24 protein-coding genes are annotated in these 23,102 nt (G+C 77.9%); 14 read left to right on the plus strand and 10 right to left on the minus strand.

Annotated elements, in window-relative coordinates:
* Nucleotides 1-31 precede the first annotated feature (31 nt).
* Complete coding sequence (locus ACFY07_RS20100) at nucleotides 32-559, plus strand: MarR family winged helix-turn-helix transcriptional regulator (protein WP_390870240.1); 528 nt, start codon at nucleotides 32-34, stop codon at nucleotides 557-559.
* Between the two features lie 178 nt (nucleotides 560-737).
* On the plus strand, nucleotides 738-1,499 hold the full coding sequence (locus tag ACFY07_RS20105; RefSeq protein ID WP_390870242.1) for a pirin family protein: 762 nt from the start codon (nucleotides 738-740) through the stop codon (nucleotides 1,497-1,499).
* A 58-nt stretch (nucleotides 1,500-1,557) separates the two neighbouring features.
* Here the strand turns inward: ACFY07_RS20105 and ACFY07_RS20110 are convergent, their stop codons facing one another.
* Nucleotides 1,558-2,424, minus strand: a complete 867-nt coding sequence (locus ACFY07_RS20110) for an NmrA/HSCARG family protein (RefSeq protein ID WP_390870244.1) — start codon at nucleotides 2,422-2,424, stop codon at nucleotides 1,558-1,560.
* A gap of 168 nt (nucleotides 2,425-2,592) precedes the next feature.
* Here ACFY07_RS20110 and ACFY07_RS20115 point away from each other — a divergent pair, with 168 nt between their 5' ends.
* The 3 genes from ACFY07_RS20115 to ACFY07_RS20125 all read left to right on the plus strand — a co-directional run bounded on the left by ACFY07_RS20115 (nucleotide 2,593) and on the right by ACFY07_RS20125 (nucleotide 4,785).
* On the plus strand, nucleotides 2,593-3,537 hold the full coding sequence (locus ACFY07_RS20115) for a DUF5996 family protein (protein WP_390870246.1): 945 nt from the start codon (nucleotides 2,593-2,595) through the stop codon (nucleotides 3,535-3,537).
* Between the two features lie 132 nt (nucleotides 3,538-3,669).
* Nucleotides 3,670-4,338 carry an SDR family NAD(P)-dependent oxidoreductase gene (locus tag ACFY07_RS20120; protein WP_390870248.1) on the plus strand — a complete coding sequence of 223 codons (669 nt, stop codon included), beginning with the start codon at nucleotides 3,670-3,672 and terminating at the stop codon, nucleotides 4,336-4,338.
* Between the two features lie 177 nt (nucleotides 4,339-4,515).
* On the plus strand, nucleotides 4,516-4,785 hold the full coding sequence (locus ACFY07_RS20125; RefSeq protein ID WP_390870250.1) for a hypothetical protein: 270 nt from the start codon (nucleotides 4,516-4,518) through the stop codon (nucleotides 4,783-4,785).
* A 50-nt stretch (nucleotides 4,786-4,835) separates the two neighbouring features.
* Here the strand turns inward: ACFY07_RS20125 and ACFY07_RS20130 are convergent, their stop codons facing one another.
* Together ACFY07_RS20130 and ACFY07_RS20135 are read right to left on the minus strand one after the other, a co-directional pair.
* On the minus strand, nucleotides 4,836-5,429 hold the full coding sequence (locus tag ACFY07_RS20130) for a dihydrofolate reductase family protein (RefSeq protein WP_390870252.1): 594 nt from the start codon (nucleotides 5,427-5,429) through the stop codon (nucleotides 4,836-4,838).
* A 218-nt stretch (nucleotides 5,430-5,647) separates the two neighbouring features.
* Nucleotides 5,648-6,094: a DNA-binding protein gene (locus ACFY07_RS20135; RefSeq protein WP_390870254.1), complete on the minus strand. Its 447-nt coding sequence runs from the start codon at nucleotides 6,092-6,094 to the stop codon at nucleotides 5,648-5,650.
* Nucleotides 6,095-6,225: 131 nt separating this feature from the next.
* Between ACFY07_RS20135 and ACFY07_RS20140 the strand changes: the two genes are divergently transcribed.
* Both ACFY07_RS20140 and ACFY07_RS20145 read left to right on the plus strand, forming a co-directional pair.
* Nucleotides 6,226-6,678, plus strand: a complete 453-nt coding sequence (locus ACFY07_RS20140) for an OsmC family protein (RefSeq protein WP_390870256.1) — start codon at nucleotides 6,226-6,228, stop codon at nucleotides 6,676-6,678.
* Nucleotides 6,679-6,970: 292 nt separating this feature from the next.
* Nucleotides 6,971-9,841, plus strand: coding sequence for a sigma-70 family RNA polymerase sigma factor (locus tag ACFY07_RS20145; protein WP_390870258.1), 2,871 nt, complete (start codon nucleotides 6,971-6,973; stop codon nucleotides 9,839-9,841).
* A 216-nt stretch (nucleotides 9,842-10,057) separates the two neighbouring features.
* Here the strand turns inward: ACFY07_RS20145 and ACFY07_RS20150 are convergent, their stop codons facing one another.
* Both ACFY07_RS20150 and ACFY07_RS20155 read right to left on the minus strand, forming a co-directional pair.
* Entirely contained in the window at nucleotides 10,058-10,876 is an 819-nt protein-coding gene (locus tag ACFY07_RS20150; RefSeq protein ID WP_390870259.1) for an adenosylcobinamide amidohydrolase, read from the minus strand.
* Between the two features lie 242 nt (nucleotides 10,877-11,118).
* Nucleotides 11,119-12,303 carry a zinc-dependent alcohol dehydrogenase gene (locus tag ACFY07_RS20155; protein WP_390870261.1) on the minus strand — a complete coding sequence of 395 codons (1,185 nt, stop codon included), beginning with the start codon at nucleotides 12,301-12,303 and terminating at the stop codon, nucleotides 11,119-11,121.
* A 246-nt stretch (nucleotides 12,304-12,549) separates the two neighbouring features.
* Here ACFY07_RS20155 and ACFY07_RS20160 point away from each other — a divergent pair, with 246 nt between their 5' ends.
* The gene (locus ACFY07_RS20160) at nucleotides 12,550-13,287 is read left to right on the plus strand and encodes a hypothetical protein (protein ID WP_390870263.1); all 738 of its coding nucleotides are present in this window, start codon (nucleotides 12,550-12,552) and stop codon (nucleotides 13,285-13,287) included.
* An 82-nt stretch (nucleotides 13,288-13,369) separates the two neighbouring features.
* Here ACFY07_RS20160 and ACFY07_RS20165 read toward each other — a convergent pair whose 3' ends face one another.
* Nucleotides 13,370-14,014 carry a PadR family transcriptional regulator gene (locus ACFY07_RS20165; RefSeq protein WP_390870265.1) on the minus strand — a complete coding sequence of 215 codons (645 nt, stop codon included), beginning with the start codon at nucleotides 14,012-14,014 and terminating at the stop codon, nucleotides 13,370-13,372.
* Between the two features lie 97 nt (nucleotides 14,015-14,111).
* On the opposite strand from ACFY07_RS20165, the gene ACFY07_RS20170 reads away from it, so the two are divergent.
* The 3 genes from ACFY07_RS20170 (at nucleotide 14,112) to ACFY07_RS20180 (ending at nucleotide 16,147) form a co-directional block, all read left to right on the plus strand.
* Nucleotides 14,112-14,957, plus strand: coding sequence for an MFS transporter (locus ACFY07_RS20170; protein ID WP_390870267.1), 846 nt, complete (start codon nucleotides 14,112-14,114; stop codon nucleotides 14,955-14,957).
* A gap of 459 nt (nucleotides 14,958-15,416) precedes the next feature.
* A complete protein-coding gene (locus ACFY07_RS20175) occupies nucleotides 15,417-15,620 on the plus strand; it encodes a hypothetical protein (RefSeq protein ID WP_390870269.1) in 204 nt (67 codons plus the stop codon).
* Nucleotides 15,593-16,147 carry a GNAT family N-acetyltransferase gene (locus ACFY07_RS20180; protein WP_390870270.1) on the plus strand — a complete coding sequence of 185 codons (555 nt, stop codon included), beginning with the start codon at nucleotides 15,593-15,595 and terminating at the stop codon, nucleotides 16,145-16,147. Before ACFY07_RS20175 ends, ACFY07_RS20180 begins: the two co-directional genes overlap by 28 nt.
* Nucleotides 16,148-16,487: 340 nt before the next feature.
* Here the strand turns inward: ACFY07_RS20180 and ACFY07_RS20185 are convergent, their stop codons facing one another.
* The 3 genes from ACFY07_RS20185 to ACFY07_RS20195 form a co-directional block, all read right to left on the minus strand.
* Nucleotides 16,488-16,847 (minus strand): tetratricopeptide repeat protein, encoded by a 360-nt coding sequence (locus ACFY07_RS20185; protein WP_390870272.1) that lies wholly within the window; start codon nucleotides 16,845-16,847, stop codon nucleotides 16,488-16,490.
* A gap of 200 nt (nucleotides 16,848-17,047) precedes the next feature.
* Complete coding sequence (locus ACFY07_RS20190; RefSeq protein ID WP_390870274.1) at nucleotides 17,048-17,896, minus strand: SDR family NAD(P)-dependent oxidoreductase; 849 nt, start codon at nucleotides 17,894-17,896, stop codon at nucleotides 17,048-17,050.
* A gap of 387 nt (nucleotides 17,897-18,283) precedes the next feature.
* The gene (locus ACFY07_RS20195; protein WP_390870277.1) at nucleotides 18,284-18,748 is read right to left on the minus strand and encodes an ATP-binding protein; all 465 of its coding nucleotides are present in this window, start codon (nucleotides 18,746-18,748) and stop codon (nucleotides 18,284-18,286) included.
* A gap of 439 nt (nucleotides 18,749-19,187) precedes the next feature.
* On the opposite strand from ACFY07_RS20195, the gene ACFY07_RS20200 reads away from it, so the two are divergent.
* From ACFY07_RS20200 to ACFY07_RS20210, 3 genes are all read left to right on the plus strand, one after another.
* Entirely contained in the window at nucleotides 19,188-19,877 is a 690-nt protein-coding gene (locus ACFY07_RS20200; protein ID WP_390870279.1) for an SDR family NAD(P)-dependent oxidoreductase, read from the plus strand.
* Nucleotides 19,878-20,161: 284 nt separating this feature from the next.
* The gene (locus ACFY07_RS20205; RefSeq protein ID WP_390870281.1) at nucleotides 20,162-21,019 is read left to right on the plus strand and encodes a carbon-nitrogen hydrolase family protein; all 858 of its coding nucleotides are present in this window, start codon (nucleotides 20,162-20,164) and stop codon (nucleotides 21,017-21,019) included.
* 89 nt (nucleotides 21,020-21,108) lie between these two features.
* Nucleotides 21,109-21,858, plus strand: coding sequence for a DUF4241 domain-containing protein (locus ACFY07_RS20210; RefSeq protein ID WP_390870284.1), 750 nt, complete (start codon nucleotides 21,109-21,111; stop codon nucleotides 21,856-21,858).
* 545 nt (nucleotides 21,859-22,403) lie between these two features.
* On the opposite strand, the gene ACFY07_RS20215 is transcribed toward ACFY07_RS20210, so the two are convergent.
* Nucleotides 22,404-22,562, minus strand: a complete 159-nt coding sequence (locus tag ACFY07_RS20215) for a hypothetical protein (RefSeq protein WP_230652504.1) — start codon at nucleotides 22,560-22,562, stop codon at nucleotides 22,404-22,406.
* Nucleotides 22,563-23,102: the final 540 nt, after the last annotated feature.

Here is a 23,102-nt window from a genome sequence, read left to right on the forward strand (position 1 = left end):
TAGCGATTATCACCGTGTCAGACTGTGGACCATGGCGCAACCCGACACACCCCACCCTCCGGGCGGCGGCCCCGGGGACGAGCTGTCCGAGGCGCTGCGCGAGGTGCTCACCCTGACCCAGCTCGCCCGCGGCGCCCTCGCCCACCGGCTCGGGATGCCGCTGACCGACGTCGAGGCGGTCGAGCACGTGATCATGGCCGAGGCCGCGGGCGAGCAGCTCGGACCGGTGGAGCTCTCCCGGCGGCTTGGGGTGACCTCGGCCGCGGCCACCCAGTCCGTGCACCGCCTGGCAGGCGAGGGGCACGTGGAGCGCACGCCCCACCCGGCGGACCGGCGGCGCCAGGTCCTGCAGGTCACCGACACCGGCATGCGCCACGTCATGGGCGAACTGGCGCCCCTGCTGGGCCTGCTGGGCGGGGCCTCCGCCGGGATGTCCGAGGAGGAGCGGGGGGCGGCGCTCCGGTACCTGGCGAACGTCGCCGCCGCCTACCGCGCGTTCCTCGACCGGCCGCAGGACCGGGCCGCGGCCGGCCCGGGGCCGGAGCGGCCGGGCCGCTAGCACACCTGGCAGACACGCCCGGAGGCCCCGCTCGGCGGAGGCGCGGCCGGGCCCGCGGGGGTCCCGGAGCCTCCGCACGGCACCGCGGCGAGGGCGGGAATGCCTGCGGCCGAAAATTTGTATAAGATTCAACAACATCCGCGGAGCGGCCCCGCTCCCCGAGCGCCAAGGAGACGCCTTGTCCTCCCTCGTCGACATCCGCCGCGCAGGCGAGCGCTTCCACACCCGCGCCGGCTGGCTCGACTCCCGCCACTCGTTCGCGTTCTCCCGGCACTGGGACCCCGGGAACACCCACTTCGGGCTGCTCCTCGTCTCCAACGACGACGTCGTGGCGCCCGGCACCGGTTTCGACACCCACCCCCACCGCGACATGGAGATCATCACCTGGGTGCTGGAGGGCAGCCTGGTGCACCAGGACTCCGAGGGGCACAACGGTGTGATCCACCCCGGGCTCGCCCAGCGGATGAGCGCCGGCACCGGCATCCTGCACAGCGAGAAGAACGACTCCTGGACCCTCACCGGGGACCCCGAGCACCAGACCCCGGTGCGGTTCATCCAGATGTGGACCATCCCCGACGAGGCCGGCATCGCCCCCGGTTACGAGCAGCTCGACATCGGCGGCGAGCTCGCCCGCGGCGGCTGGACCACCCTGGCCTCGGGCATGCCGAAGCACCTCCAGCAGCGGGCGATCGGCATCCGCCAGAAGCACGCCGCCCTGCACGTGGCGCAGATCCGGCCCGGGGAGACCCTGGAGGTCGCCACCGCGCCCTTCGTCCACGTCTTCGTCGCCCGCGGCGAGGTGGCGCTGGAGGGCTCCGGCCCCCTCGCGCAGGGCGACGCCGCGCGGATCACCCGCTCCGACGGCCGCCGCATCACCGGTGGGCCGGAGGGCGCGGAGGTGCTGATGTGGGAGATGGACGCCACCCTCTCGGTCGGCTGACACGGCGGCCGGCGGACCGGCCCGCCGGCGGCCGGGCCCGCGCCCCGCGGCGCCGCCCTCAGCGGGCGGGCCGCGGGGCGCCCGCGGTGAGGCCCTCGGCCCAGGCCTCGAAGGAGGTCCAGGCGATGTCCGGGTAGGCGCGGTGCAGGGCGCCGATGTCGACGGCATAGCCCTCGCGGGACAGGAAGTCCCACATCGCCCCCATGTCGGCGCTCCCCTGCCGGACGAGGGAGAGCGGGACCTGCACCGGTTCGACCGGACGGCCCAGCGCACGCTCCAGGACCGCGGCCATCCGCGCCGGGGTCGGCGCGTCCGAGGCCGCCTCGACGCGGCGGCCCAGGTGCCGGTCGCGGTCGGCGACGACGGCCGCCACCAGCGCGCCGAGGTCCCGGCGGGCCACCTGCTGCAGCGGCCGGTCCGGCGGGATCGGGAACTCCAGCCAGCCCGAGCGCAGGGCCTGCGGGTCGCCGAGGAGGTTCTCGAAGAAGTACGTGGGGGCGACCACCGTCCACGGCGGCCCCTCCTGGGCGAGGACCTCCTCGATCCGCCGCTTGCTCTCGAAGTGCGGCACGCCCGTCCGCCGGTCGGCGGAGGCCACCGAGGAGAACACCAGGTGCGGCAGGCCGGTCCGTACGGCGGCCCGCACGACGGCGAGCCCCTGCTCGACCTCCGCCTCGGGCCCGAACTCGAAGGGCGTGGTGACCGCGAACGCCGCGTCCACCCCCTCCAGCGCGCCCCCCAGGGAGGAGGGCTCGCCGAGGTCCCCGCGGACGACCTCCACCCCGCGCTCCCGCAGGGCCCGCGCCCGCAGGCTGCCGGGGTCGCGGGCCACCGCCCGCACCGCGTGCCCGCCCTCCAGCAGGGCGTCCACGACGGCACCCCCCTGACCGCCCGTCGCCCCCAGTACCGCCACGTGCAAGGACATCCGCCCCGACTCCCTCGGCCGCCGTTCCCGTCCCTCCGATGGTCGCCGGGGGCCCCCTCCCCCGCCATCGGTGGGGGCGTCCCGGGTGACGGCCGGTCGCGGTCCGGGGCCGGTGTGCGCACGATGGTGGTGTCCGCACCGGGGGCCGACGCACCGCAGGGAGGCACCGTGGAGCTGTTCCCACCGCTGCCGTACGAGGAGTGGCGCGCGACGAAGGAGACCCTGCACCGGTTCGCACAGGTGGTGGGCAAGGTGCGCCTGGCGGCCTCGCCGCGCCGCAACCACTGGTGGAACGTGCCGTTCCACCTGACCGGCCGGGGCATGACCACCCGCCCCATGGGGCTCGGTGACGACGGCGGGTTCTTCTGCGTCGACTTCGACTTCACCGCGCACCGCCTGGAGGTCACGGCGGGCGACGGCTCCGCGGCGTCCTTCGCCCTGCCGGGGCTGTCCGTCGCCGCCTTCCACGACCGGCTGCGCGCCGCCCTGGCGGGGGTGGGCGCCCACGCGGCGATCGCCCTCCCCCGGCCCTTCGACCTGCCGGACTCCGGCCGCCCCTTCGCGGAGGACGAGGAGCACTGCACCTACGACCCGGCGCAGGCGAACCGGTACTGGCGGATCCTCTCCCAGGTCAACCTGGTCCTGGAGGAGTACGCCGCGCAGTGGTCGGGGAAGACGTCGCCGGTCCACCACTTCTGGCACACCTTCGACATCGCGGTCACCCGCTTCTCGGGACGCGTCGTCCACCACCCGGCCACCGTCGACCCCGTCACCCGGGAGGCGTACTCCCGGGAGGTGGTCAGCGCCGGCTTCTGGTTCGGCGACCCCGCCTTCCCGCGGCCGGCCTTCTACTCCTACACCGCGCCGGAGCCCGAGGGCCTGGCCGGGCAGCCGCTGGAACCCGCGGCCGCCCGGTGGGTCGAACGCAACGGCAGCCACCTCGCGGTGCTGGACTACGAGGACGCCCGCGCCGCGCCCGACCCGAAGGGCGCCGTCCTCGCCTTCCTCGACAGCGCCTACCGGGGCGGGGCGGTGCTCGCCGGCTGGGACACCGCCCGCGACGCCTGCCCCGACGGCGCCACCGACCCGGTGGTCGCCGCCGGGCCGGGGTGAGGATTCCGGCGCAGGGCTCCCGCGCCCGGGCCGGGCCCGCTGCCGCCGGACGTCAGGACCTCCGGAGGGCACGGGGCGTCCGCCCGGCCGTCCGGCCCGACCCGTCCGACAGGACCCCAGAAAGGACCCGCCGTGGACACTCCCCCACCCACCACCGCACTGGTCGTCGGCGCGGGCCCCGGCATCGGCGCCTCCCTCGCCCGTGCCCTGGCCGCCGAGGGCCACCGGATCGGGCTCGTCGCCCGCGACGCGGGCCGGCTGGGACGGCTGGCCGCCGACCTGTCCGGCCAGGGGGCGGACGTCGCCGTCCGGACCGCCGACGCGGGGCGCGCCGAGGAGGTCGCCGAGGCGGTGCGCGCGCTCGGCGCCGACGGGCCGGTGGAGGTGCTGGCCTACAACGCCGCCCACCGGGCGGGACGCCTCACGGACTGCGGCCTCGACGAGCTGCGGCACGCCCACGAGGTGAACGTGCTCTCCGCGCTGGCGGCCGTGCGGGCGGCCCGGGACGACCTGGTCCGCACCCGGGGCTCGGTGCTGCTGACCGGGGGCGGGCTGGCGCTGCGCCCCAGCGCGGAGGAGGGGGTGCTCTCCCTGGGCAAGGCGGGGTTGCGGGCGGCCGCCCACATCCTGGCCGCGGACCTCGGCGAACGGGGCGTGCGGGTGCGCACGCTGACCGTGGCGGGGCCGGTCGCACCGGGCACGGCGTTCGACCCCGACCTCATCGCCCGGGCGTTCCTGGCGCTGCGCGACGGCGACGAGGTGGAGCGCGTCTGGACCGGCACCGACGCGGGCGGTGCCTGAGGGCCGCGCTGAGGGCCGCACCGGGCGGACGGGCGGCCTCCGCCCGGCTCCCGCCCCGCCGGCACCGCGCCGTACCCCTGTCCGCACCGGCGCCTCCCCCCCGCACCGCGGAACCAGAGCCCCCAGGGCCCCGGCGGGCGCACCGGAGACCCCCGCAGCACCACAGAGGAGACGACCATGGACGCACAGACCGCACGCGGCACGATCCGCTCCGTGTTCGGCGACGCCCTGCCGCGCGTCGACGTCATCGAGTTCCCGGCCGGAAACCTGTCGATCACCCTCGGCGCAGGTACGCACACGGCGACCATCGACGGCCACCCCGACTCCGGATGGGGCCTGTCGGTCGACCCGGGCGAGGACGAGGGTTTCAGCGGCCACGAGGAGACCGTGGCGACGCTGGAGGAGGCGCTCCGCCGGGTCCGCGCGGCGTTCGCGGTCGGCGCCTGAGGGGCGGCGTCCGAGGGAGGGGCGGCGGAGTGCCCGGCCGCGGCGGCCCGTCAGCGGGCCGCCGGACGGTAGGTGCACACCTGGGCGCCACCGGGGCTGGTGACGGCGGAGACGAGCTCCAGGGTGCGCAGCACGCCGTCGTCGGGGAAGATCCGCTTCCCGCCGCCGAGGAGCACCGGCATGACCACGAGCCGCAGTTCGTCGACCAGTCCCTCGCCGAGCAGGGTGCGCACGAGTGCGGGGCTGCCCATGACCAGCAGGTCGCCGCCGCCCGTCCCGCGCAGCTCCCGGATGCGGGCAACGGCCTCGCCGCCGGGGATGCGCGTGGTGTTCTGCCAGGTCAGCTTGTCGTCGCCGAGGGTGCCGGAGACGACGTACTTGGGGATGGCGTTCATCCGGTCGGCGAACGGGTCGCCGGCCCGTCCGGGCCAGGCCGCGGCCATCGTCTCCCAGGTGCGGCGCCCGAACAGCAGCGCCTCGGCCCCGGAGAGCGCCTCGGCGAAGGCGCCGCCCACCGTCTCCGGGTCGAAGAACGGGTGCGACCAGCCGCCGTGGGCGAAGCCGCCGTCGGTGTCCTCCTCCGGCCCGCCCGGCGCCTGCACCACGCCGTCCAGGCTCATGAACTCACTGACCACGATGCGCATACGACGCGCTCCTCGTCCTCGTCCGGGGTGCGGCAGGGAAGACCGCCGCACCGCGCCGGCCGGACTCGTCGCACCCGGACGGCACCGCGGAGGGCGGCACGGACCCAGCGTTGCACGCACCTACGACAACGGCCGGGAGCCGGGAGGCCGGACCGCCCGGGGCGGCCGCAGCGGCGCCCCGCCGTCCGCGGCGCCGGTGCGGCCCGGACGGCGGCGGGCTACGCGTCGGCGGCCTGCGCGCCGGTCCGGCCGGCCAGGCGCTCGTGGCGCTGCCGGGCGGCCTGCGGGGTGCCGAGCCCGAGGCCGAAGGCGATCTCCTGCCAGGTCATGCCGCGGCCGCGCGCCATCTCCAGGAGGCCGAGCTCCAGCTCGTCCGTCTCCGCGCGCACCAGCGGGAGGAGGGTGAGGGCGGCGGTGACGTCGTCGCGGTCCACCTCCGGTTCGCCGTCGGCACGCTCCGCGGTCCCGCTCATCAGGAACGACACCAGCCGAACGGCCTCGTGCGGCCCGAGGACGGCGGGGTGGACCTGCCGGCCGCGCTGCTCGGCCGTGGCCGCGTGGCGCTCGGCGATGCGGAAGAGCGCGGGGTGCACGCGCCGGGCGCGGGCCTGCTCGGGGTCGGGCGGCGCGAAGGAACCGGGGGACGGGTCGGATGTGGGTGACATGACGTCAGCATGCCATGATGAAACAGGTGTTGTCAGCGGTACGGAGTGAACACCGCGTTCCATCGGACGCGTGCCCCGGCCCCGGGCCGGCGCACGGCGGTGGCGCCGCGGGCGCCATAGGCTGCACGGCCATGACGACGACGCACACCTACGACGTGACGGTCGCGTGGACCGGGAACCTGGGGACCGGCACCGACGGCTACCGCTCCTACGCCCGCGACCACGAGGTGCGGGCGGACGGCCCGCCGCCGCTGCCCGGCTCGTCCGACCCCGCCTTCCGCGGCGACCCGGCCCGCTGGAACCCCGAGCAGCTGCTCGTGGCCTCGCTGTCCCAGTGCCACATGCTCTGGTACCTGCACCTGTGCGCGGCCGGCGGGGTCGTGGTGACCGCGTACGAGGACCGTGCCCACGGCGTGCTGGCGATGGACGGGAGCGGCGGCGGGGGCCGTCCGTCCGCCCTCTCGCCGGTCCGCCGGTTTGCCGGGCAGCCCCCCGGAGGGCGGGCGAACGGCCCGGTCGTGCAAGGGGGTACGGCCGCTCCTAGAAGGAGCGCCACCAGTCCCGGCACGGTGAACGATGCATGAGCCGATCGTTCGGTCCGGCACTCCTGCGTGCACGCGCCTTTCCCGCAGGCGCCGCTCCGCGAGGGCGCCGCACGGGCACAGGGCGGGCGTTCACCGCCTCCGCGAATCCCGGGGCCGGCGGAGGCGGTGAACGCCGCGCGCCCGGTGCGCGTCATGTCCTCGCCCCCGCAGGGCCCCGGGGGGCCGGGGGAATCCGCTCCGCGGTTTCCTGTTATGCCGGTCCCGTGCAGGCGTCTGCTGAGGTGGGGCCGCCCGGAACGGAAGGGCGGTGCGAGACGACAGGTGGTCGACGATGAGGGTGAGCGGTACGGACGCGCGTGGGGACGCGGACCTGGTGCGGGCGGCGCAGGCCGGGGACGCGCAGGCGTTGGAGGCGCTGGTGCGGCGGTCGGTGCCGCTGGTCTACAACCTGGTGGGCCGGGCGCTGGGCGGCGGCCAGGACGTGGACGACCTGGTGCAGGAGACGATGCTCCGCGTGCTGGGGGCGCTCGGCGGCCTGCGGGAGCCCGAGCGGTACCGGTCCTGGCTGGTGACGATCGCGCTGCGGCAGGTCAGGGACCGGTGGCGGTCGGGGTCGGCCGCCCCCGAGGCGGCGGCCGACCTGGCGGCGCTGGAGGAGCGGCGGCCGCAGGCCGGGGTCCGGTTCGAGGAGTGGGCGATCTGGCGGCTGCGGCTCGGCGGCCAGCGCCGGGAGACCGCCGTCGCGGCGGCGTGGCTGGACGAGCAGCACCGGCACACCGCCGCCCTGTGGTGGCTGGAGGTCGCCGGGGAGCTGACCCGGAGTGAGGTGGCCGGAGCGCTCGGGGTGGGCGCGGCGCACGCAGCGGTGCGCGTCCAGCGGATGCGCGAACAGCTGGACGTGTGCCGGGCGGTGGTCCGCGCCCTGGAGGCGCACGGCGCCACCGCGCCCGGGGACGGGTGCGACCTGCTGGGCTCCCTGGTCGACGGCTGGGACGGGGTGCCGTCGGCCCTGATGCGCAAGCGGCTGGCCAGGCACCTGCGGGCCTGCCCGTCCTGCCGGCGGTTCGGCGAGGGCCTGGTGCCGGCGGAGGGGCTGCTGACCGGGCTGGGCCTGGTGCCGCTGCCGCCCGGCCTGGACGCGCACCTGTCCGGCGCCCTGGCGGGGATCCCGACCGGACCCGGGACGACCACCGCCACCGGATCCGGGGGGCACGCGGCCGGAACCGGGAGGCACGGGGCCGACGCGGCGGTGCGCGGCGCCCGGGCGGCACGGCGGGCGGGCCGGGCGCGTCCGAGCCTGCAGGCCCTGGCGGTGAAGTCCACCGTCGGCGCGGCGGCCGTCGCCGCGGCGGCCGCCGCGGTCGCGGTCGCCCTGCCGCCGCGGCAGGACCTCGCCTCCGCGCACCCGTCCGCCCCCTCCCCGTCGGCCGCGGTGCGGTCGGCGGCGGCCGCACCGGTCCCGCAGCCGCGTCCGCAGTCCTCGGCGGTGCCGACCCGCACCAGCCGCTCGCAGCGGTCCGCACCCGCGATGGCCGACACCGGCTACCCGGTCCCGGCCCGGCCGGCCCGTCCCACGGGCAGGACCTACTACGTGAGCCCCGGCGGCTCGGACCGCAACCCGGGGACCTCGCCCCGGGCGCCCCTGCGCACCATCCAGCGGGCCGCGGACCTGACCGCCCCCGGCGACACCGTGTCGGTCATGAACGGCACGTACACGGAGGCGCGCGAGGGCCTGGACGTCGTCCGCATCACCCGCTCGGGCGGACCCGGACGGCCCATCACCTACCAGGCGTACCCGGGCCACCACCCCGTGATCCACCCCGTCACCGGCTGGAACGGGATCTCCGTCTCCGGCGCCTCCTACATCACCGTCCGCGGCCTGGACATCCGGGGCACCCGCGCCTCGCTGTCCCTGGCGGACGCGGAGCGGCACTCCGTCCCCGGCAGGCCGGCCTTCAACACGAACTGCCTGTCGGCGGCGAAGGGCTACAGGAGCTTCCCGCACCACCTCACGATCACCGGCAACCTCGTCCACGACTGCCCCGGGGCGGGCATCTCGGTGGCCGACGCCGACCACGTCACGATCGACCGGAACCGCGTCCACTCGACCTCCTGGTACACCGCGTACGGCACCAGCGGCATCTCCGTCCTGCGGGCCCGGGACGTGGACCGCGGCGACCCCTCCCGCTACAAGATCCGCGTCACCCGCAACGTGTCCTACGACAACGAGACCAAGGTCAAGTGGGACGGCTGCCACTGCTACTCGGACGGCAACGGCATCATCATCGACACCCTCAAGGACAAGGACGGCAAGGGGCCCGACTACCGGGGCCGCGTCCTGGTCGCCGGCAACGTGTCCTTCGACAACGGCGGGTCCGGGATCCACTCCTTCAAGGGCATCCACGTCGACATCGTCAACAACACCGCGTTCATGAACGGCCGCAGCCCCCGGATGAAGTACTACGGCGACATCTTCGCCGCGAACAGCACCGACGTGCGCCTGCTCGACAACATCGCCTACGCCCGGCCGGGCGGGTACGTGAACTCGAAGTCCCGCAACGTCCGCGTCACCTACGACTACAACGTCTACTACAACGGGCGGCGGCCCGAGGTGAAGGGCCCCCACGACATCGTCGCCGACCCGCTGTTCGCCAGGCCCGGCACCGTCTTCGGGGAGGCCGACTTCCGGCTGCGCCCCCACTCCCCGGCCGTCGGCACCGGACTCCCCTTCCCGGCGGCCCAGGGGTCCGGCACCGCCCGTGGCGGCCGCCGCGCCCCCGACCGCGGCGCACTCCTGAGCGGCGTCCCGCTGGGCGGCGCGGCGGGCGGCCTCCCGGCGCCGGTGGTGTCCGGCCCCGGGGGCGCGGACGGTCCCGCACCGGGGGCGGACGGCCCTGCAGCGGGGACGAAGGGCTCCGCTGCGGGAGCGGCCGGCCCGAAGGACGGGACCGGGGCCGGGACGACCGCACGTCCCGGCTCGGGAGCCGTGGCCGCCCCGTCCGGGAAGGGCGGTGCCACGGAGCACGCTGCGGAGGCGGGTGCCCTGCCCGCCGGGCAGGCCCCCGCGGACAGCCCGGCGGACGGAGGCCGGACCCTGGCGCACACCGGGGCCGACCTGGCGCCGCTGGGCGCCGGGGCGGCCGCCCTCGTCGCCGGGGGCGTGCTGTTCCTGGGGGCGCGCCGCCGACGGCGGCGTTCCTGACCGGACGGCGGGGCGCCTCCCCGGGCCGGCCCGCCGCCCGGACCGTCGCCGTGCACGGGGCGGCGGTCCGGGCGGCGCGGCGGGGGCGGCCCGGGCTGGGGAGAGGACGGCCGTGTCCGGGCGCACGCAGTCCGCAGAGGACCGCTCCTCACCGCCGGCCGGGCTGCCCCCGCCGACCGGGCCGCGGGGAGCGGCCGGCCGGCGCGTGTGCGGCGCTCAGCGCGGGCCGGCGGGCGGCAGGACGCCGCGGCAGCCCGGGAGCGGGCCGGGGTGGTCGGGGGCGGGGCCGGCGGCCCGGCGCTCGCGGTCGCGTTCGGCGCCCTCCCGCACCGCCCGGTGCACGGCGCGGGCCAGCCGGGCGCCCCAGAGGGAGCGGGGTCCGCCGAAGGGTTCGGCGGGGCGGCCGGGCCCAGGGGTCCGCACCGCCACGCAGACCGCGTCGGAGGGGGTGCCGGAGCAGTCGTACCCGGCGTCGAGCAGAGCCTGCACCTTGGCCTCGGCCGCCGTGGTGGCGAGGTTGACCAGGCCCGCGTCGGTGACCGCCGCCGGGACGATCGCGAGGATGTTGACCGTGCCGGGGACATAGGGCGCGGCCGACGCGGCCCGGGCTGGGGAACCGGCTGGGGCCGTTCCCGCCGGGTCCGGGGCCGCCGCCCACACGGGCACCCCGATGCCGGAGGTCACCACCGCGGTCACCCCGCCGTCGACCGCCCGGGTGACGTCGTCCACCTCCGCGGCGGTCATCAGGCCCACGCCCTCCCCGGCGAGGCCGTGCGCCGCGGCGAGCCGGGCGAGGTGCCGGTCGGGGTCCATGCGCGCGTACCCGGCGCGGACCTGGGCGTTCACCACCCAGTGGCGCTCGCCGAGGCCGCCGCCGAGGACGGCGCTGCTGACCATCCGCCAGCCCGGACCGGCCCGCCAGACGAGCAGGTGGCGGCAGGCGCCGTCCTCCGTGCGGCAGGAGCGCTCGACCACGACGCCCGGCGGCGGGCAGCCCTCCTCCGGCCCGCAGGCCTCCTCCCGCAGCAGCGTCACCGTCGCCCCTCCCTGTCGCGGCCGTGCGGCCGTCGCGGCCGGTCCGTCCGGCAGCCGTCCGCCGGGCAGTCTCCCAGACCGGCCCGGACAGGCCGGCGGGCGGGACCGCCCCTCCCGGCACCGGGACCGCCTCCGCCGCCCGGTGCCGCCGCCGCGGCAGCGGGGGCCGCCTCCTGTGACGTGGCGTCAGACCGGCTGCACGTCACGGGAGGCGGCCCCCGGCGCCCTCCCGGGGGAGCGGCTCAGGGCTTGAAGAGCACCTTGACGGCGCCGTCCTCCTTCTTCTGGAACATCGCGTACGCCTCGGGCGCCTTCTCCAGCGGGACCCGGTGGGTGGCGAAGTCGTCGACGCCGAGGGGGTCGGCGTCGGTGAGCAGCGGCAGGATGTCGCCGACCCAGCGGTGGACGTTGGCCTGGCCCATCCGCAGCTGGATCTGCTTGTCGAACATGGTGAGCAGCGGCATCGGGTCGGCCATGCCGCCGTAGACGCCGGAGACGGAGACGGTGCCGCCGCGGCGGACGAGGCCGATGGCGAGGTGGAGGGCGCTGAGGCGGTCCAGGCCGGCGTTCTCCATGAGCTTGGCGGCGAGGGCGTCGGGCAGCAGTCCGGTCAGCTGCTGGGCGAGCTTGCCGACGGGGGCGCCGTGGGCCTCCATGCCGACGGCGTCGATGACGGCGTCGGGGCCCCGGCCGCCGGTGAGGTCGCGGACGGCGTCGACCAGGTGCTTCCCGTGCTCGCGCAGGTCCAGGGCGTGGACGCCGCGGGCGCGAGCCCGCTCCAGGCGCTCCGGGACGAGGTCCACCCCGATGACGGTGCCCGCGCCGCGGTGGGCGGCGATGCGCGCGGCCATGTCGCCGATCGGTCCGAGGCCGAGGACGGCGACGCTGCCCCCGGGCGGCACGGCCGCGTACTCGACGGCCTGCCAGGCGGTGGGCAGCACGTCGGAGAGGTAGACGAAGCGCTCGTCGGGCGGCCCGTCGGGCACGGCGACCGGGAGGGTGTTCCCGAAGGGCACCCGCAGGTACTCGGCCTGGCCGCCGGGGACCTGGCCGTACAGCCTGGTGTAGCCGAACAGGGACGCGCCGGTGCCGTACTCGTGGACCTGCGTGGTCTCGCACTGCGAGTGCAGCCCCTGCCCGCACATGAAGCAGGTGCCGCAGGAGACGTTGAAGGGCACGACCACGCGGTCGCCGGGGCGCACCGCGGTGACCTCGGGCCCGACCTCCTGGACGACGCCCATCGGCTCGTGGCCGAGGATGTCGCCCTCGTCGATGAACGGCCCGAAGAGCTCGTAGAGGTGGAGGTCGGACCCGCACAGGCCGGTGGTGGTGATCCTGACGATCACGTCGGCCGGATCCTTGATCGCCGGGTCGGGCACGGTGTCCACGCGGACGTCGCGCTTGCCGTGCCAGGTCAGGGCTCTCATGGTCTCTCCTCCGGTGATGCGGTGCCCGGGTGCTCCCGTCCCGCTTCGCCCCCCTGCCGGTTCCCCCGCCCCGGTCGCCTCTCCCGGCGCGGTGCGCCGAAACCCCGTCGGCCGCGCGGCCGGGGCGTTGTCGGCGGGCCGCGCGATACTGCCCGTGGGGTGCGGGGCCCGGAGGGCCGGCCGCCCGGGGCACCCGCCGACCCGGCGGCCGACGGCGGCCCCGGGGCGGACGTGAGGAGGGACGTGGTGACGGAGTGGCCGACCGGGCGGGGCACCTCCCTGAGCGCCGCGCAGCGGCGGGTGCTGCTGGAGGCGGACCCGGTCACGGGTGAGGCGGACGGGAGCGCGGCGGTGCTGCGGGCGCTGGCGGCCAAGGGACTTGTCGCGGCGTACGGCAGGCGGGGCGCCCGGTACCTGACGGCGTTCGGGCGGCAGGTGCGCGCCGGGCTGGAGGCGGACCGGCGTCCGGAACGGGAGCAGGAGCAGGACCGGGAGCAGGGCGGCGGGCGGGCCGCGGGGTTCGCGGCGGCGACGGGCGGGGAGACGGGCACGGGCGCGCCCGTCCCGGGGCGGGCGGCCGCGGCGGCGGCCGCGTGGGAGGCCCTGCTGGAGATCCGCCGGGTGACCGGCTCCGGGGGCGGACCGGGGTCCGGGGGCGCGGCGCGGCGGACGCCCGCCGCGTGGGAGCGCGGGCGGCCGGTGCCCGCGGTGGCGCTGGCGCTGGAGGCGGCGGGCGTGCCGTCCGCCGTCGCCGACGCCTCGGGGCGGCGGGTGCGCGCCGGCTACAGGGTCACGGCGGGGGGCGGGACCGGGTCGGCCAGGGTGGAGTGGCTGGTCCTGCCCGGCACGCCCGCGGCGGCGGACGAGGCGGAGCGGCGGCTGCGGGAGTGCGCGTCCCTGCTGGGCCGGTGGGGGTGGGAGGCCCTGCCGTACCGGGCGTCGGGCGGGGTGCGGTTCCTGGAGGTGGCGCCCGCGCGGGCCTGAGCGGCGCGGTCCCGGACCTCGGCCGCCCGACTGCGCGGCGCACGCAGCCCCGCGGGAGGGGCCGGCGCGGCGGACGCGGCCCTCAGGAGCCGAGCATCGCCCGCACCTCGGTGAGCCACGCCAGGTCCGCCTGGGCCCGGCGGAGGCCGAACAGGGCGGTCATGCCGCGGGCGTCGAGCCGGGGCGGACCGCCGTCCGGGGCCTGCGGGCTCCGGGGGGCGGGTCGGAGTTCCAGCCGCGGCAGGGCGGTGGTGTCGACGCCCTTGCGGCGGAGGATGTCCGCGCAGTGCTCCTCGGTCGAGGCGGCGCGGCGGTGCCAGGCGGCGAGGAGCTCCTCCAGGCGGGCGGGGTCGTCGTGGGCGGCGAAGAAGAGCCGGAGCTGGAGGGGCTGGCGCCCCCGTTCCTCGGTGAGGTCGACGGTGGCGAGCCACGAGCGGAAGGCGGCCTCGCCCTCGGCGGTGGCGCGGTAGACCCGTTTGTCCGGCGCGCCGCTCTGCGGGACGTCGCGGGCGGTGGCCCAGCCGCGATCGGCGAGCTTGGGCAGCTCGGCGTAGATGTGGGCACGGGTCACCGGCCAGAAGTGGCCGATCGACCGGTCCGCGAGACGCGCGAGCTCCCATCCGCTGGCCGGTCCGTCCAGGAGCAGGCCGAGGACGACGTAGCCGCCCACCGACGGCGGCCGCGGCGTGGACCCGGTGTCGTCGCTGCGGCGTTTCGGCTGGGGCATGGGGCCAGTATCCCAGTCCGCCTTGCGGGCGTCGGCCCTCTCGTGCACAGTCAACAGTGCACTAGTCAACACTTGACTAAGGAGGTCCGTGGTGCGGATGCCGCAGCCGAGGACCGCCACCCTGGTGATCACCGGGGCCGGATCCTTCATGGTCCTGCTGGACGTCACGGTCGTGCCGGTCGCCCTGCCGTCGATCGGCCGCGGCCTGCACGCCTCCCTGTCAGGGCTGGCGTGGGTGGTCGACGCCTGCACGCTGCCCTTCGCCGCGACGCTGCTCACCTGCGGCGCCCTGGGCGACCGCGTCGGGCACAGGAGGCTCTTCACGGCGGGCCTCGCCCTCTTCACCGCCGGCTCGGCGCTCTGTGCGGCCGCCCCCTCCGCCGGGTGGCTGCCCGCCGGACGGGCGGTCCAGGGCGTGGCCGGCGCCGCGGTGTCCCCCAGCGGCCTGGCGCTGATCACCGCCGCGTTCCCCCGCGAGAAGGAGCGAACCCGCATGAACCGGCTCACCGACGACGACGTCACCCGTGCCCTGGCCGCCGCCCGCGAGGCCGCACACGGCCTGCCGCATTCCTTCGCCACCTGCGTCGTCGACGCCGGCGGCCACGTCCTGGGGCTGCTCCGGGACACGGCTGCGGCCGTCGCCGCCGCCCACAGCGCCGAGAGCAAGGCCCGCACCGCGGTCCACCTGCTCGCCGACACCGGGGCACTCCCGCCCGCCAGCCCGCTGGTCCCCGCCCTCGTCTCAGGACTGCCCCACCCGGTCAACGTCTTCCCCGGCGGGCTGCTGCTGCGCCGCGGCGGGGAGGTCGTCGGCGCGGTCGGCGTCGGGGGCAGCCCCGACGCCGGGGACGACCTCGCGGTCGCCCGGGCCGCCCGCCGGGCCGTGGAGGACCCGGCCGAACGCCGGGAACGCGGGGCCGGCCATGAGCAGGGGGCCTGCTGACCGTGGCCGACGGGACCGGTCGCGGCCGCCCCGCAGGCGCCTGTGGCGCCGCGGTCGGGGCCCTGCCCGTCGGATGTGCGGCCCTGCGGGGCCGTGACCGCCCGGCCGGTCGGCCGGCGAGGGCGGCGAGGGCGGCAAGGGCGGGGGTTCCGGCGGGTCGGACGATCACGCGGAGGGCATCCGCCGGGAGCGCCGGCGACGGGAACCGGAGGCAGGTCCGCCCCCTGCCCGGAAGGGCCCGGGAAGGGGCCCTGCACGGTGCCGTCGGCTCGGGACCGCGCCCTCGGAGGGGGAGACGGGACGCCCGGGCGGCTCCGGAGGCGACGCGGGAGGCCGGCGCAGTCCTTCGCCGGCTCTCGACGCATGGCAGGATGCCTGCCGCACCGACCGTGCCCGGGGACCGCCGACCGGGATCGGCGCAGCGGCCCCAGAGGCGGCTGCCGGCCGAGGAGGTCGCGCGTGGACCGGAGCTTCCGCACGAGGGACGATGCCATGGACCTGCTGGACCGCCACCTCGTGCCCGACGGGCACCCCGGCCCGGCCGCGCCGTCCCGCCGCCCGGCGGAGGGCGGGTCCGAGGACGGCAGGGGCGACGGGGGCGGAGGCGGGGACGGGCGGACCGGCGCGCCCACGGGATGCGGGACCGGGGAGGCCGGGGCGTGAGCAAAATCGGGCCCGAGGAGATCCGCACCGGGCGGCTGGTGCTCGTACCGCTGCGCGCCGAGCACGCGGACGAGATGGCGGGCGTCCTGTCCGACCCCGCCCTGCACGCCTTCACCGGGGGCGCTCCGGCGGCCGTGCCGGAGCTGCGCTCCCGCTACGCGCGCATGATCGCCGGACCGTCCGATCCGGCGGTCTCCTGGTGCAACTGGGTGCTCCTGCTCCGGGAGGAGGGGTGCCTCACCGGCACGGTCCAGGCGACCGTCACCGAGGACGGCGGCGACGGCGCGGGCCGCACGGCCGAGGTCGCCTGGGTGGTGGGCACCCCGTGGCAGGGACGGGGCATCGCCACCGAGGCGGCCCGCGCCCTCGTCGCCCGGCTCGGGGAGCTGGGGGTCCGGACCGTCGTCGCCCACATCCACCCGGACCACGGGGCGTCGGCCGCCGTCGCCGCAGCGGCGGGCCTCTCCCCCACCGGGCACCTGCACGACGGCGAGGTCCGGTGGCGGCTGACGCTGCCGGAGGGGTGACCGTCGGGGGGTGACCGTCCGGGAGCGGCCGGGTCGGACGGCGGTCCGGGACGGGCACGCGCCGGGCGGCGGGGCCGCGGCGCCGGATCCGGGGATCGCACGCGTCCGGGAGGAGGCGCCGGGGCAGGCTCGGCGGACGAGGACGACGCGGGCCGCCGGCTCCCGCGCCGCGGCGGGGAGAGGCTCCTGCGCGGCGGCGGGGAGGGGACGGCGGGGCAGCGGCGGGAGCAGCATCCCGCGCCACGGCTCCCGGGCGGCCCAGCAGGGGCGGGCTGCGGGGCGGGACCCGCGGCGGACGGGGGAACGTCTCCGGTCCGCCGCAGGTCACGGGACGGGCGTCTCAGGGGGAGAGCGCGTCGGCCATGCGCAGCCAGGGGCCGGCCTCCCCGGCGCGGCCCTGGCGCTCCAGGGTCCTGCCGAGCATCAGGTGGGCGTAGGACTCCACGGGGTCGCGGGAGAGGACCTCGCGCAGCTGCTCCTCGGCGCGGCGCAGCTGGGCCGAGTGGTAGTACGCGCGGGCCAGGAGGAGGCGGGGGCCGACCTGCTCGGGGAACTCCTCCACGACGGCGGCCAGCAGGTGCGCGGCCTCGGCGTAGGCCTTCTCCCCGAAGAGTCCGACGGCGCGCTCCCAGCGCTCCGCCGCGCCCTCCTCGCGGGCCGGGCCGCCGATGGGGCGGTCCGTGACGGGGGTGCGGGTCATGGCACTTCCTTCCGACGTCCGGCCTGCGGGGCGGGCCGGAGCCCGCCCCCACAGATACTTGAGCACTCAAGTACCTTTCCGAACGCACCGCCCTGCCGGTCTGTTCCCGCATCCGGCCGCCGCCCGGAGGCCTGGGGGAGGCACCCCGGTGGCCCGGTGCCCCGGCAGGACGGGCCGGACAGGCCGGACAGGCCGGTCCGTCAGGCGAGCCAGCCGGAGGTCATCCCCAGGACCCGGCTGCCGTCGAGGTCCGCGAGCTTCGCGCCCACGAAGGCACGGGCCTGGTCCGAGGTCTGCAGGCGCAGCGGCGGAGCGGGGTCGGTGAGGGCGCCGACCACCGTGGCGGCGGCGTCCTGGGGGGTCTGGGCGGCGGCGAAGGCCGAGGAGGCCCGCTCCAGGTAGGAGGCCAGGGCCGAGGCGTAGGGGCCGGCCGCGGCGACGGCACCGTCCCGGTCCAGGCCGGCGTTGTCGACGAAGTCGCTGGCGACGGCCCCGGGCTCGACCACGACGACCCGCACGCCGGTGGTCGCGGCGACAGGCGCGAGCGCCTCCATGAACCCCTCGACGGCGAACTTCGCCGCGCAGTAGGCCTCGTTGAAGGGCTGGCCGACCACGCCGCCGACGCTGGTCACGCTGACCACCCGGCCGCCGGACTCCCGCAGGTGGGGCAGGGCGGCGCGGGTGAGGTGGAGCACACCGAAGAAGTTGACCTCCATCACCGCGCGGACGTCGTCGACCGTCTCCTGCTCCAGCGTGGCGACGTGGCCGGCGCCCGCGTTGTTGACTACCGCGTCCAGCCGGCCGTGGTCGGCCACGACCTCGGCGACGCACCGCTCGACGGAGGACGGGTCGGTGACGTCCATACGGCGGACCTCGACCAGGTCCTCCACCTGCGCCCGGCGCACCGCCGTGCGCAGCGCCTCCTCGCGGGAGGAGCCGCGCAGGGTGGCGACCGTCCGCCATCCGGCGCGGGCGGCGGCCACGGCGGTCTCCAGGCCGATGCCGGAGGACGTGCCGGAGATGATGACGACCTTGTCGCCTGCGGTCATGGGGTGCTCCTCACTGCCGGGTGCTGCTGCGGGGTGCCGCTGCCGGATGTCCGCGGCACGTCCGGACGCGCGGTCGGCCGTGCGGGCGGGCGGACGGGCGGTCCGGACGAAAGCGGCCGGGGCGTCGTGCCCGATGTCCGGAATCCTCCGGCCTGGAGTGCACTCCAGGTCAAGCGGCTCCCCTGCGGCGCCCGCCGGGTGCGGCGGTTCCAGTCAAGCGGCGCGCGGGGTCGTCCGCACGTCCGGGCGGCCGTCGGGACGGGCCCCCGGGCCGGGCTCGGCCCGGCCCGGTGCGGTCGGGGTCGGCACGCCGGGCCGGACCCGAGCCCGGCCCGGCAGCGCGTGGCGCCGGGCGGCAGCGCACCGCCGCACCGGCCGCGCCCCGGTTCAGACCAGGGGCAGGCGCACGCGGACGCGCTTGCCGCCCGCAGCGAGGTCGGCCTCGACGGACCGGCACAGGGCCGCGACGATCTCCAGGCCGTGCCCGCCGACACGGGCTGCGTCGGACACCCGGGGCACGGGCAGGGAGACCTCGGTGTCCCACACCGTCACCTCCAGCGCCCCGCCGGTCAGTTCCAGGTCCAGCAGGCAGGGACCGGGGGCGTACCTGACGACGTTGGCGACCAGTTCCCCGACGACGAGCTGCAGCGCGTCGCGGGTGCGGTCGGCGAAGGTCCGGCCGGTCGCGGCGGCGGCGCGCGCGAGGAAGTCGGCCGCGAACGCGCGGGCCGCGAGGGCGGTGCCGGGGGCGCCGTCGAACGTCGCCTCCCGGCGCAGCGCCGCAGGTCCGCCGGATGCCCGCCCGGGAGCGGCCCCGGGGGCGGCCCCGTCGTGGGGCAGGGTCTGCGCCATCGCACGGTCCCCCTTCTGCCGGCTGTCCGCCGACCGGAGAGCAGGACGCCTCCCGACCGCGGTTGGTTCGCTCCCGACCGGTACGGGCGGCGGCAGCGGGCCTCGGCGACGCGCACCGGAGCCGCCGGGGGACGGCGCGCACGCGGGCGCGCAGGTCCCGCACCGGCGCGCCGGACACCGCCCCACGCGGGCGTGCGGACCCCGCGCCACGGGTGCCCCCGGCCCGGGTCGGGCGTAGGTTGGCGGTGTGGCGTCGCGCCTGCGGCCCCGGCGCGGTCCGACACGGTCCGGCGCGGGTGCGGGCGCGGGTACGGGAGCGGCTGGAGGCCGGGCCCGGACGGCGGAGCGGCGAGGGCGGAGGCGGGCACGTGGACGGTTCCGGGGCGGTGCGGACGGCCGGCGGTACCGCGGCGGACGCACCCGGACGCAGGGGCCGGGCGTGAGGCCCGGCGAGGGCAGCATCGCCCTGGTCACCGGGGGTGCCCGGGGCCTGGGCGTGGAGGTCTGCCGGCAGCTGGCCCGCGCCGGCCTCACCGTGTGGCTGACCGCCCGGGACGGGGAGCGGGCGGCGGACGCCGCAGCGGCGCTGTCCGGCGACGGGGACGTGCGCCCGGCGCTGCTGGACGTGGCCGACCCCGGCGGGGCCGCCCGGCTCGCGGACCGGATGCCCCGGCTGGACGTCCTGGTCAACAACGCCGCGATCGACTACGACGCCGACCAGCAGGCGCTGACGGCCGACCTCGACCGGGTGGAGCGCGCCCTCGGGACGAACCTCTTCGGCGCGTGGCGCACGGCCCAGGCGTTCGCCCCGCACCTGCGGAGCAGCCCCCACGGCCGACTGGTCAACGTCTCCAGCGAGGGCGGTTCGGTCGCCTCGTCGGCCGGCGGCCTGCCCGCCTACCACCTGTCCAAGCTGGCGCTCAACGGCCTGACCCGGATGCTCGCCGCGGAGCTGAGCGCCGACGACGTGCTGGTCAACGCCGTCTGCCCCGGCTGGACCGCCACCGACATGGGCGGCGGCGGCCGCCCCGTCCCCGAGGGCGCCCGCAGCGTCACCTGGGCGTGCCTGCTCGACGACGGCGGGCCCACCGGCGGCTTCTTCCGGGACGGGAGGCCGCTGCCCTGGTGACCGCGGCCCCGTCCGCACACCGGCCGCGTCCTCCGCCCGGGAGGACCGGCACGGGCACGGCCGGGTCCCCCGCACCCACGTCCAGGCCCCCACGTACGCACGTCCGCAGCGTGCGCGGCGCCTCCCGCACCGCCGGCCGCGGGCGGCGGGCGGCGGGCGGCAGGCCGCGGACGGCGGGCCTCCCCGGCCGGTACCGGACCTCGTCCGGCGCTTCCCCGGAAGCGGCCCGGTCGGCGGCGACCCACTGCGGGCCCGGCCCGCGGGCCCCGGATGGGTTGGCCGCCGTGGAACCCCCCTTCGCGCTGCCGTCCGCCCCGCTCACCGTGGCTGCGGGCCAGGCGTCCCGCACGCCGCTGGACCTCCCCGCCAACGTCGCCGCCGCGGTGGACCTGGTGCGCCGGACCGCCGACCGGGGCGCGTCCCTGCTGGTGCTGCCGGAGCTCTTCCTCACGGGCTACGAGCCGCGCCTGATCGCGGCCGGCCCGGCCGCCTGCACCACGGACCCCGCCGACCCCCGCCTCGACCCGCCGGCCGCCGTCTGCGCGGGGACGGGCACCGCGGTGGCGGTCGGCGCCCCCGTGCGGGACCCGGGGACCGGAGCACTGCGGATCGCGGTCCTCGTGGCCGGGCGGGACGGGCGGTTCACGGTGGGGTACCGCAAGCAGCACGTCACACCGGCGGAGCGCGCCGCCGGGTTCGGCGCGGGCGGCGGGGGCGGCACGGTCGAGCTCCACGGCTGGCGGATCGGGCTCAGCGTCTGCTGGGACTCCGCCTTCCCGGAGCACGCCCGGGCCGCCGCCCTCGACGGCTGCCACGCCTACGCGGTGGGCGCGATGTTCGGCCGGGGCGGAGGCGTGCACCAGCGCGCCACGGTCATGCCCGCACGGGCGCTCGACAACACCTGCTACGCGGTGCTCGCCGACCACAGCGGGCCGGGCGGGGGCTACCACGGCTGCGGCGGCAGCGCCGTGTGGGACCCGCGCGGCGCACTCCTCGCCGACGCCGGTACGGACGATCCCGGGCTGGCCGTCGCCGTCCTGGAGCCGGAGGTCCTGGCCCGGGTCCGTGCGGAGGAGCCGGTCCTGGCCGCCCCCTCGCTGCGGGCGCCGCAGCACCCGCGCGGGAGCGTCCGGCTGCGCTGACGGCCTGCCGCGATGCCGGAATGACCGGTTGTCAGTGGCGGCGCCTAGCGTGGAGGGCGTCATCGACCACCCGCAGCGAGGACCGCACCGTGCACCTGCCCCCGCCCGACGTCACCGCGATGTTCACCCCCGGACACTCCTTCGGCTTCGCCGAGGGGCGGCGGGGGACGGTCGCGGTGACCGACCCCGTCGACCTGGGACTGCCGACCGGGCAGGTGGTCGCCTGCGACCCGTTCACCGGCTTCGGACCGTACGGCCCCGGCCCGTTCACCGTCTCCGTGCCACCGGGCCGGTACCCCGTGGTCCTCTCCGCGGTCACCGTCACCGGCCCCGGCGAGGCCGCGCCGGAGCGGCCGCACCGGCGGGTGGCCGGTGCCAGGCTCACGGTCCTCGACGCGCCCGTGGCCCGCTGGGAGCTCGCCCTGACGGAAGGTCAGGACCTTGCCGGACTGGGGGAGGACGAGTTCTTCGGCTACGGGGTGGACGCGGGCACGGGGTGCTTCGTGGACGCCTCCGCCGTGGAGGCGCTGGGGGACCACGAGGAGGAGACCGAGGCCCTGATGGGCGGATTTGAGGCGGTGGACTTCGACGCGGTGCCGGTGAGGACCGCCGCCCCGGCGGGCGCGGAGGCCGTCGCGTTCGGCTCCGGCTGGGGCGACGGCGTCTACCCCACCTGGGTCGGCCGGACGGCGGACGGCGACGCCGCCTGCTTCGTCACCGACTTCTTCGTCATACCCGACGGCCGTGGCGACGCACCGGGCCCGGAGGCTCCGGAGGCGGGCGTCGCGGAGGCGGTCGGGGAGGGGCTGGAACAGCCGGGTCCCGGCGAAGGCTCCTGACGGCCCGTCCGGGGCGGACACCGGACACCGGACACCGGGTGCGGCCGGGGCCGGGACGGCGGCCGCGGAAGCGGGGCGGTCGGCCGCCGTCCCGGGCCTGTCACCGCCCGGGGCGGCTGGCGGACTCGCCCACCGGCACCCGAGAGCCGCCGTGGCCGCCCGCGAAGGGCTGGGACGGAAGCCGGGAACGGCCGACCGCCCCGCTCGGGGCCGCACTCCCCCGCCGCACCGGGCCCCGCCCCGGGTCGCCGGCCGGCACCGCCCGGACCGGCTGCCGGGCCGGCAGGAGGGCGCGGCCACCGGCGTCGTCCCGGCCGGGGCCTCGGCGGGCACCCCGGCCGGGACACCGGTGGCGGGGTGCGGATCGGCGGGGTGCGGATCGGCGGGGTGCGGATCGGCGGGGTGCGGGACGGCTGCGGCCGCCCCGGAGCGCGCCGCACCCGGGCGGCGGGGCGACCGGTCGCCCCGGGAGCGGCGCGGCGCATGCGGGGCGGGCCGCACGGGGGCGGAGGGGCCGGGGCGGAGTGCGGGAGGGGGCGCGCGGGTCAGTCGCAGCCGGGCTGCTGCTGGCAGGACGGGCACAGCTCGTCACGGCCGTTGCGCACGATGGTTCCCCAGCCGCTGCAGTCGTCGCAGGAGCGTGCACGGGCGACGTCGACGCGGGGGGAGGAGGCGGGAGCGTCGGGGCGGGCTCCGAAGGCCATGCGAAGGGGCTCCTTGGTCGCTTCATCCCTTTCATCCATATTGTCACATCTTTGCGCGGCGACGATGCGAGGCGGGCCACTCCTCCCCCGCGGCGGGCGGAGCCGCAGCTCGGGCCCGCAGGCACCCGCCGGTTGGCCCCGCCGCGGCCGGGTACCCGCAGCGGGAGCACGGACAGCACAGACGACGCACCCGACACGGGAGGAGACCGCCGTGGCACGCCACCACGACCCCGCAACGGCCCCGGAGGCGGAGGGCATCCCCGACCTCCAGGACGGCACCCCGGAGCAGCAGCGCGCCGAGGACCCGCAGGTGATGTCCGTACCGGGGGACGCGCCCGCCGCGGTCGAGTCCTTCGGGACGACCGCCGCCGAGCAGCAGGAGGGCGAGTCCCTCGACGACCGGCTCGCGCAGGAGGAGCCCGACGTGGGCCAGGAGCCGCCCGGGAACGGCTACGGCGACGAGGACACCGGCCCGGCCCTCCCGCCGGAGGGCGGCCCGACGCCGGGCCTGGCGGAGCCGGCCGGCGGCAGCGCGGCGGG

This window comes from Streptomyces sp. NPDC001380, from assembly GCF_042895785.1.
GTDB lineage: Bacteria > Actinomycetota > Actinomycetes > Streptomycetales > Streptomycetaceae > Peterkaempfera.

What these genes read in the sequence shown, in the direction of transcription:
- ACFY07_RS20190 (WP_390870274.1), bottom strand. Translation starts at nt 17,896, where the DNA reads ATGACCGCAGGCGACAAGGTCGTCATCATCTCCGGCACGTCCTCCGGC.
- ACFY07_RS20140 (WP_390870256.1), top strand. Translation starts at nt 6,226, where the DNA reads ATGACGACGACGCACACCTACGACGTGACGGTCGCGTGGACCGGGAAC.
- ACFY07_RS20170 (WP_390870267.1), top strand. Translation starts at nt 14,112, where the DNA reads ATGCCGCAGCCGAGGACCGCCACCCTGGTGATCACCGGGGCCGGATCC.
- ACFY07_RS20135 (WP_390870254.1), bottom strand. Translation starts at nt 6,094, where the DNA reads ATGTCACCCACATCCGACCCGTCCCCCGGTTCCTTCGCGCCGCCCGAC.
- ACFY07_RS20215 (WP_230652504.1), bottom strand. Translation starts at nt 22,562, where the DNA reads ATGGCCTTCGGAGCCCGCCCCGACGCTCCCGCCTCCTCCCCCCGCGTC.
- ACFY07_RS20100 (WP_390870240.1), top strand. Translation starts at nt 32, where the DNA reads ATGGCGCAACCCGACACACCCCACCCTCCGGGCGGCGGCCCCGGGGAC.
- ACFY07_RS20195 (WP_390870277.1), bottom strand. Translation starts at nt 18,748, where the DNA reads ATGGCGCAGACCCTGCCCCACGACGGGGCCGCCCCCGGGGCCGCTCCC.
- ACFY07_RS20110 (WP_390870244.1), bottom strand. Translation starts at nt 2,424, where the DNA reads ATGTCCTTGCACGTGGCGGTACTGGGGGCGACGGGCGGTCAGGGGGGT.
- ACFY07_RS20125 (WP_390870250.1), top strand. Translation starts at nt 4,516, where the DNA reads ATGGACGCACAGACCGCACGCGGCACGATCCGCTCCGTGTTCGGCGAC.
- ACFY07_RS20180 (WP_390870270.1), top strand. Translation starts at nt 15,593, where the DNA reads ATGCGGGACCGGGGAGGCCGGGGCGTGAGCAAAATCGGGCCCGAGGAG.
- ACFY07_RS20145 (WP_390870258.1), top strand. Translation starts at nt 6,971, where the DNA reads ATGAGGGTGAGCGGTACGGACGCGCGTGGGGACGCGGACCTGGTGCGG.
- ACFY07_RS20130 (WP_390870252.1), bottom strand. Translation starts at nt 5,429, where the DNA reads ATGCGCATCGTGGTCAGTGAGTTCATGAGCCTGGACGGCGTGGTGCAG.
- ACFY07_RS20185 (WP_390870272.1), bottom strand. Translation starts at nt 16,847, where the DNA reads ATGACCCGCACCCCCGTCACGGACCGCCCCATCGGCGGCCCGGCCCGC.
- ACFY07_RS20155 (WP_390870261.1), bottom strand. Translation starts at nt 12,303, where the DNA reads ATGAGAGCCCTGACCTGGCACGGCAAGCGCGACGTCCGCGTGGACACC.
- ACFY07_RS20165 (WP_390870265.1), bottom strand. Translation starts at nt 14,014, where the DNA reads ATGCCCCAGCCGAAACGCCGCAGCGACGACACCGGGTCCACGCCGCGG.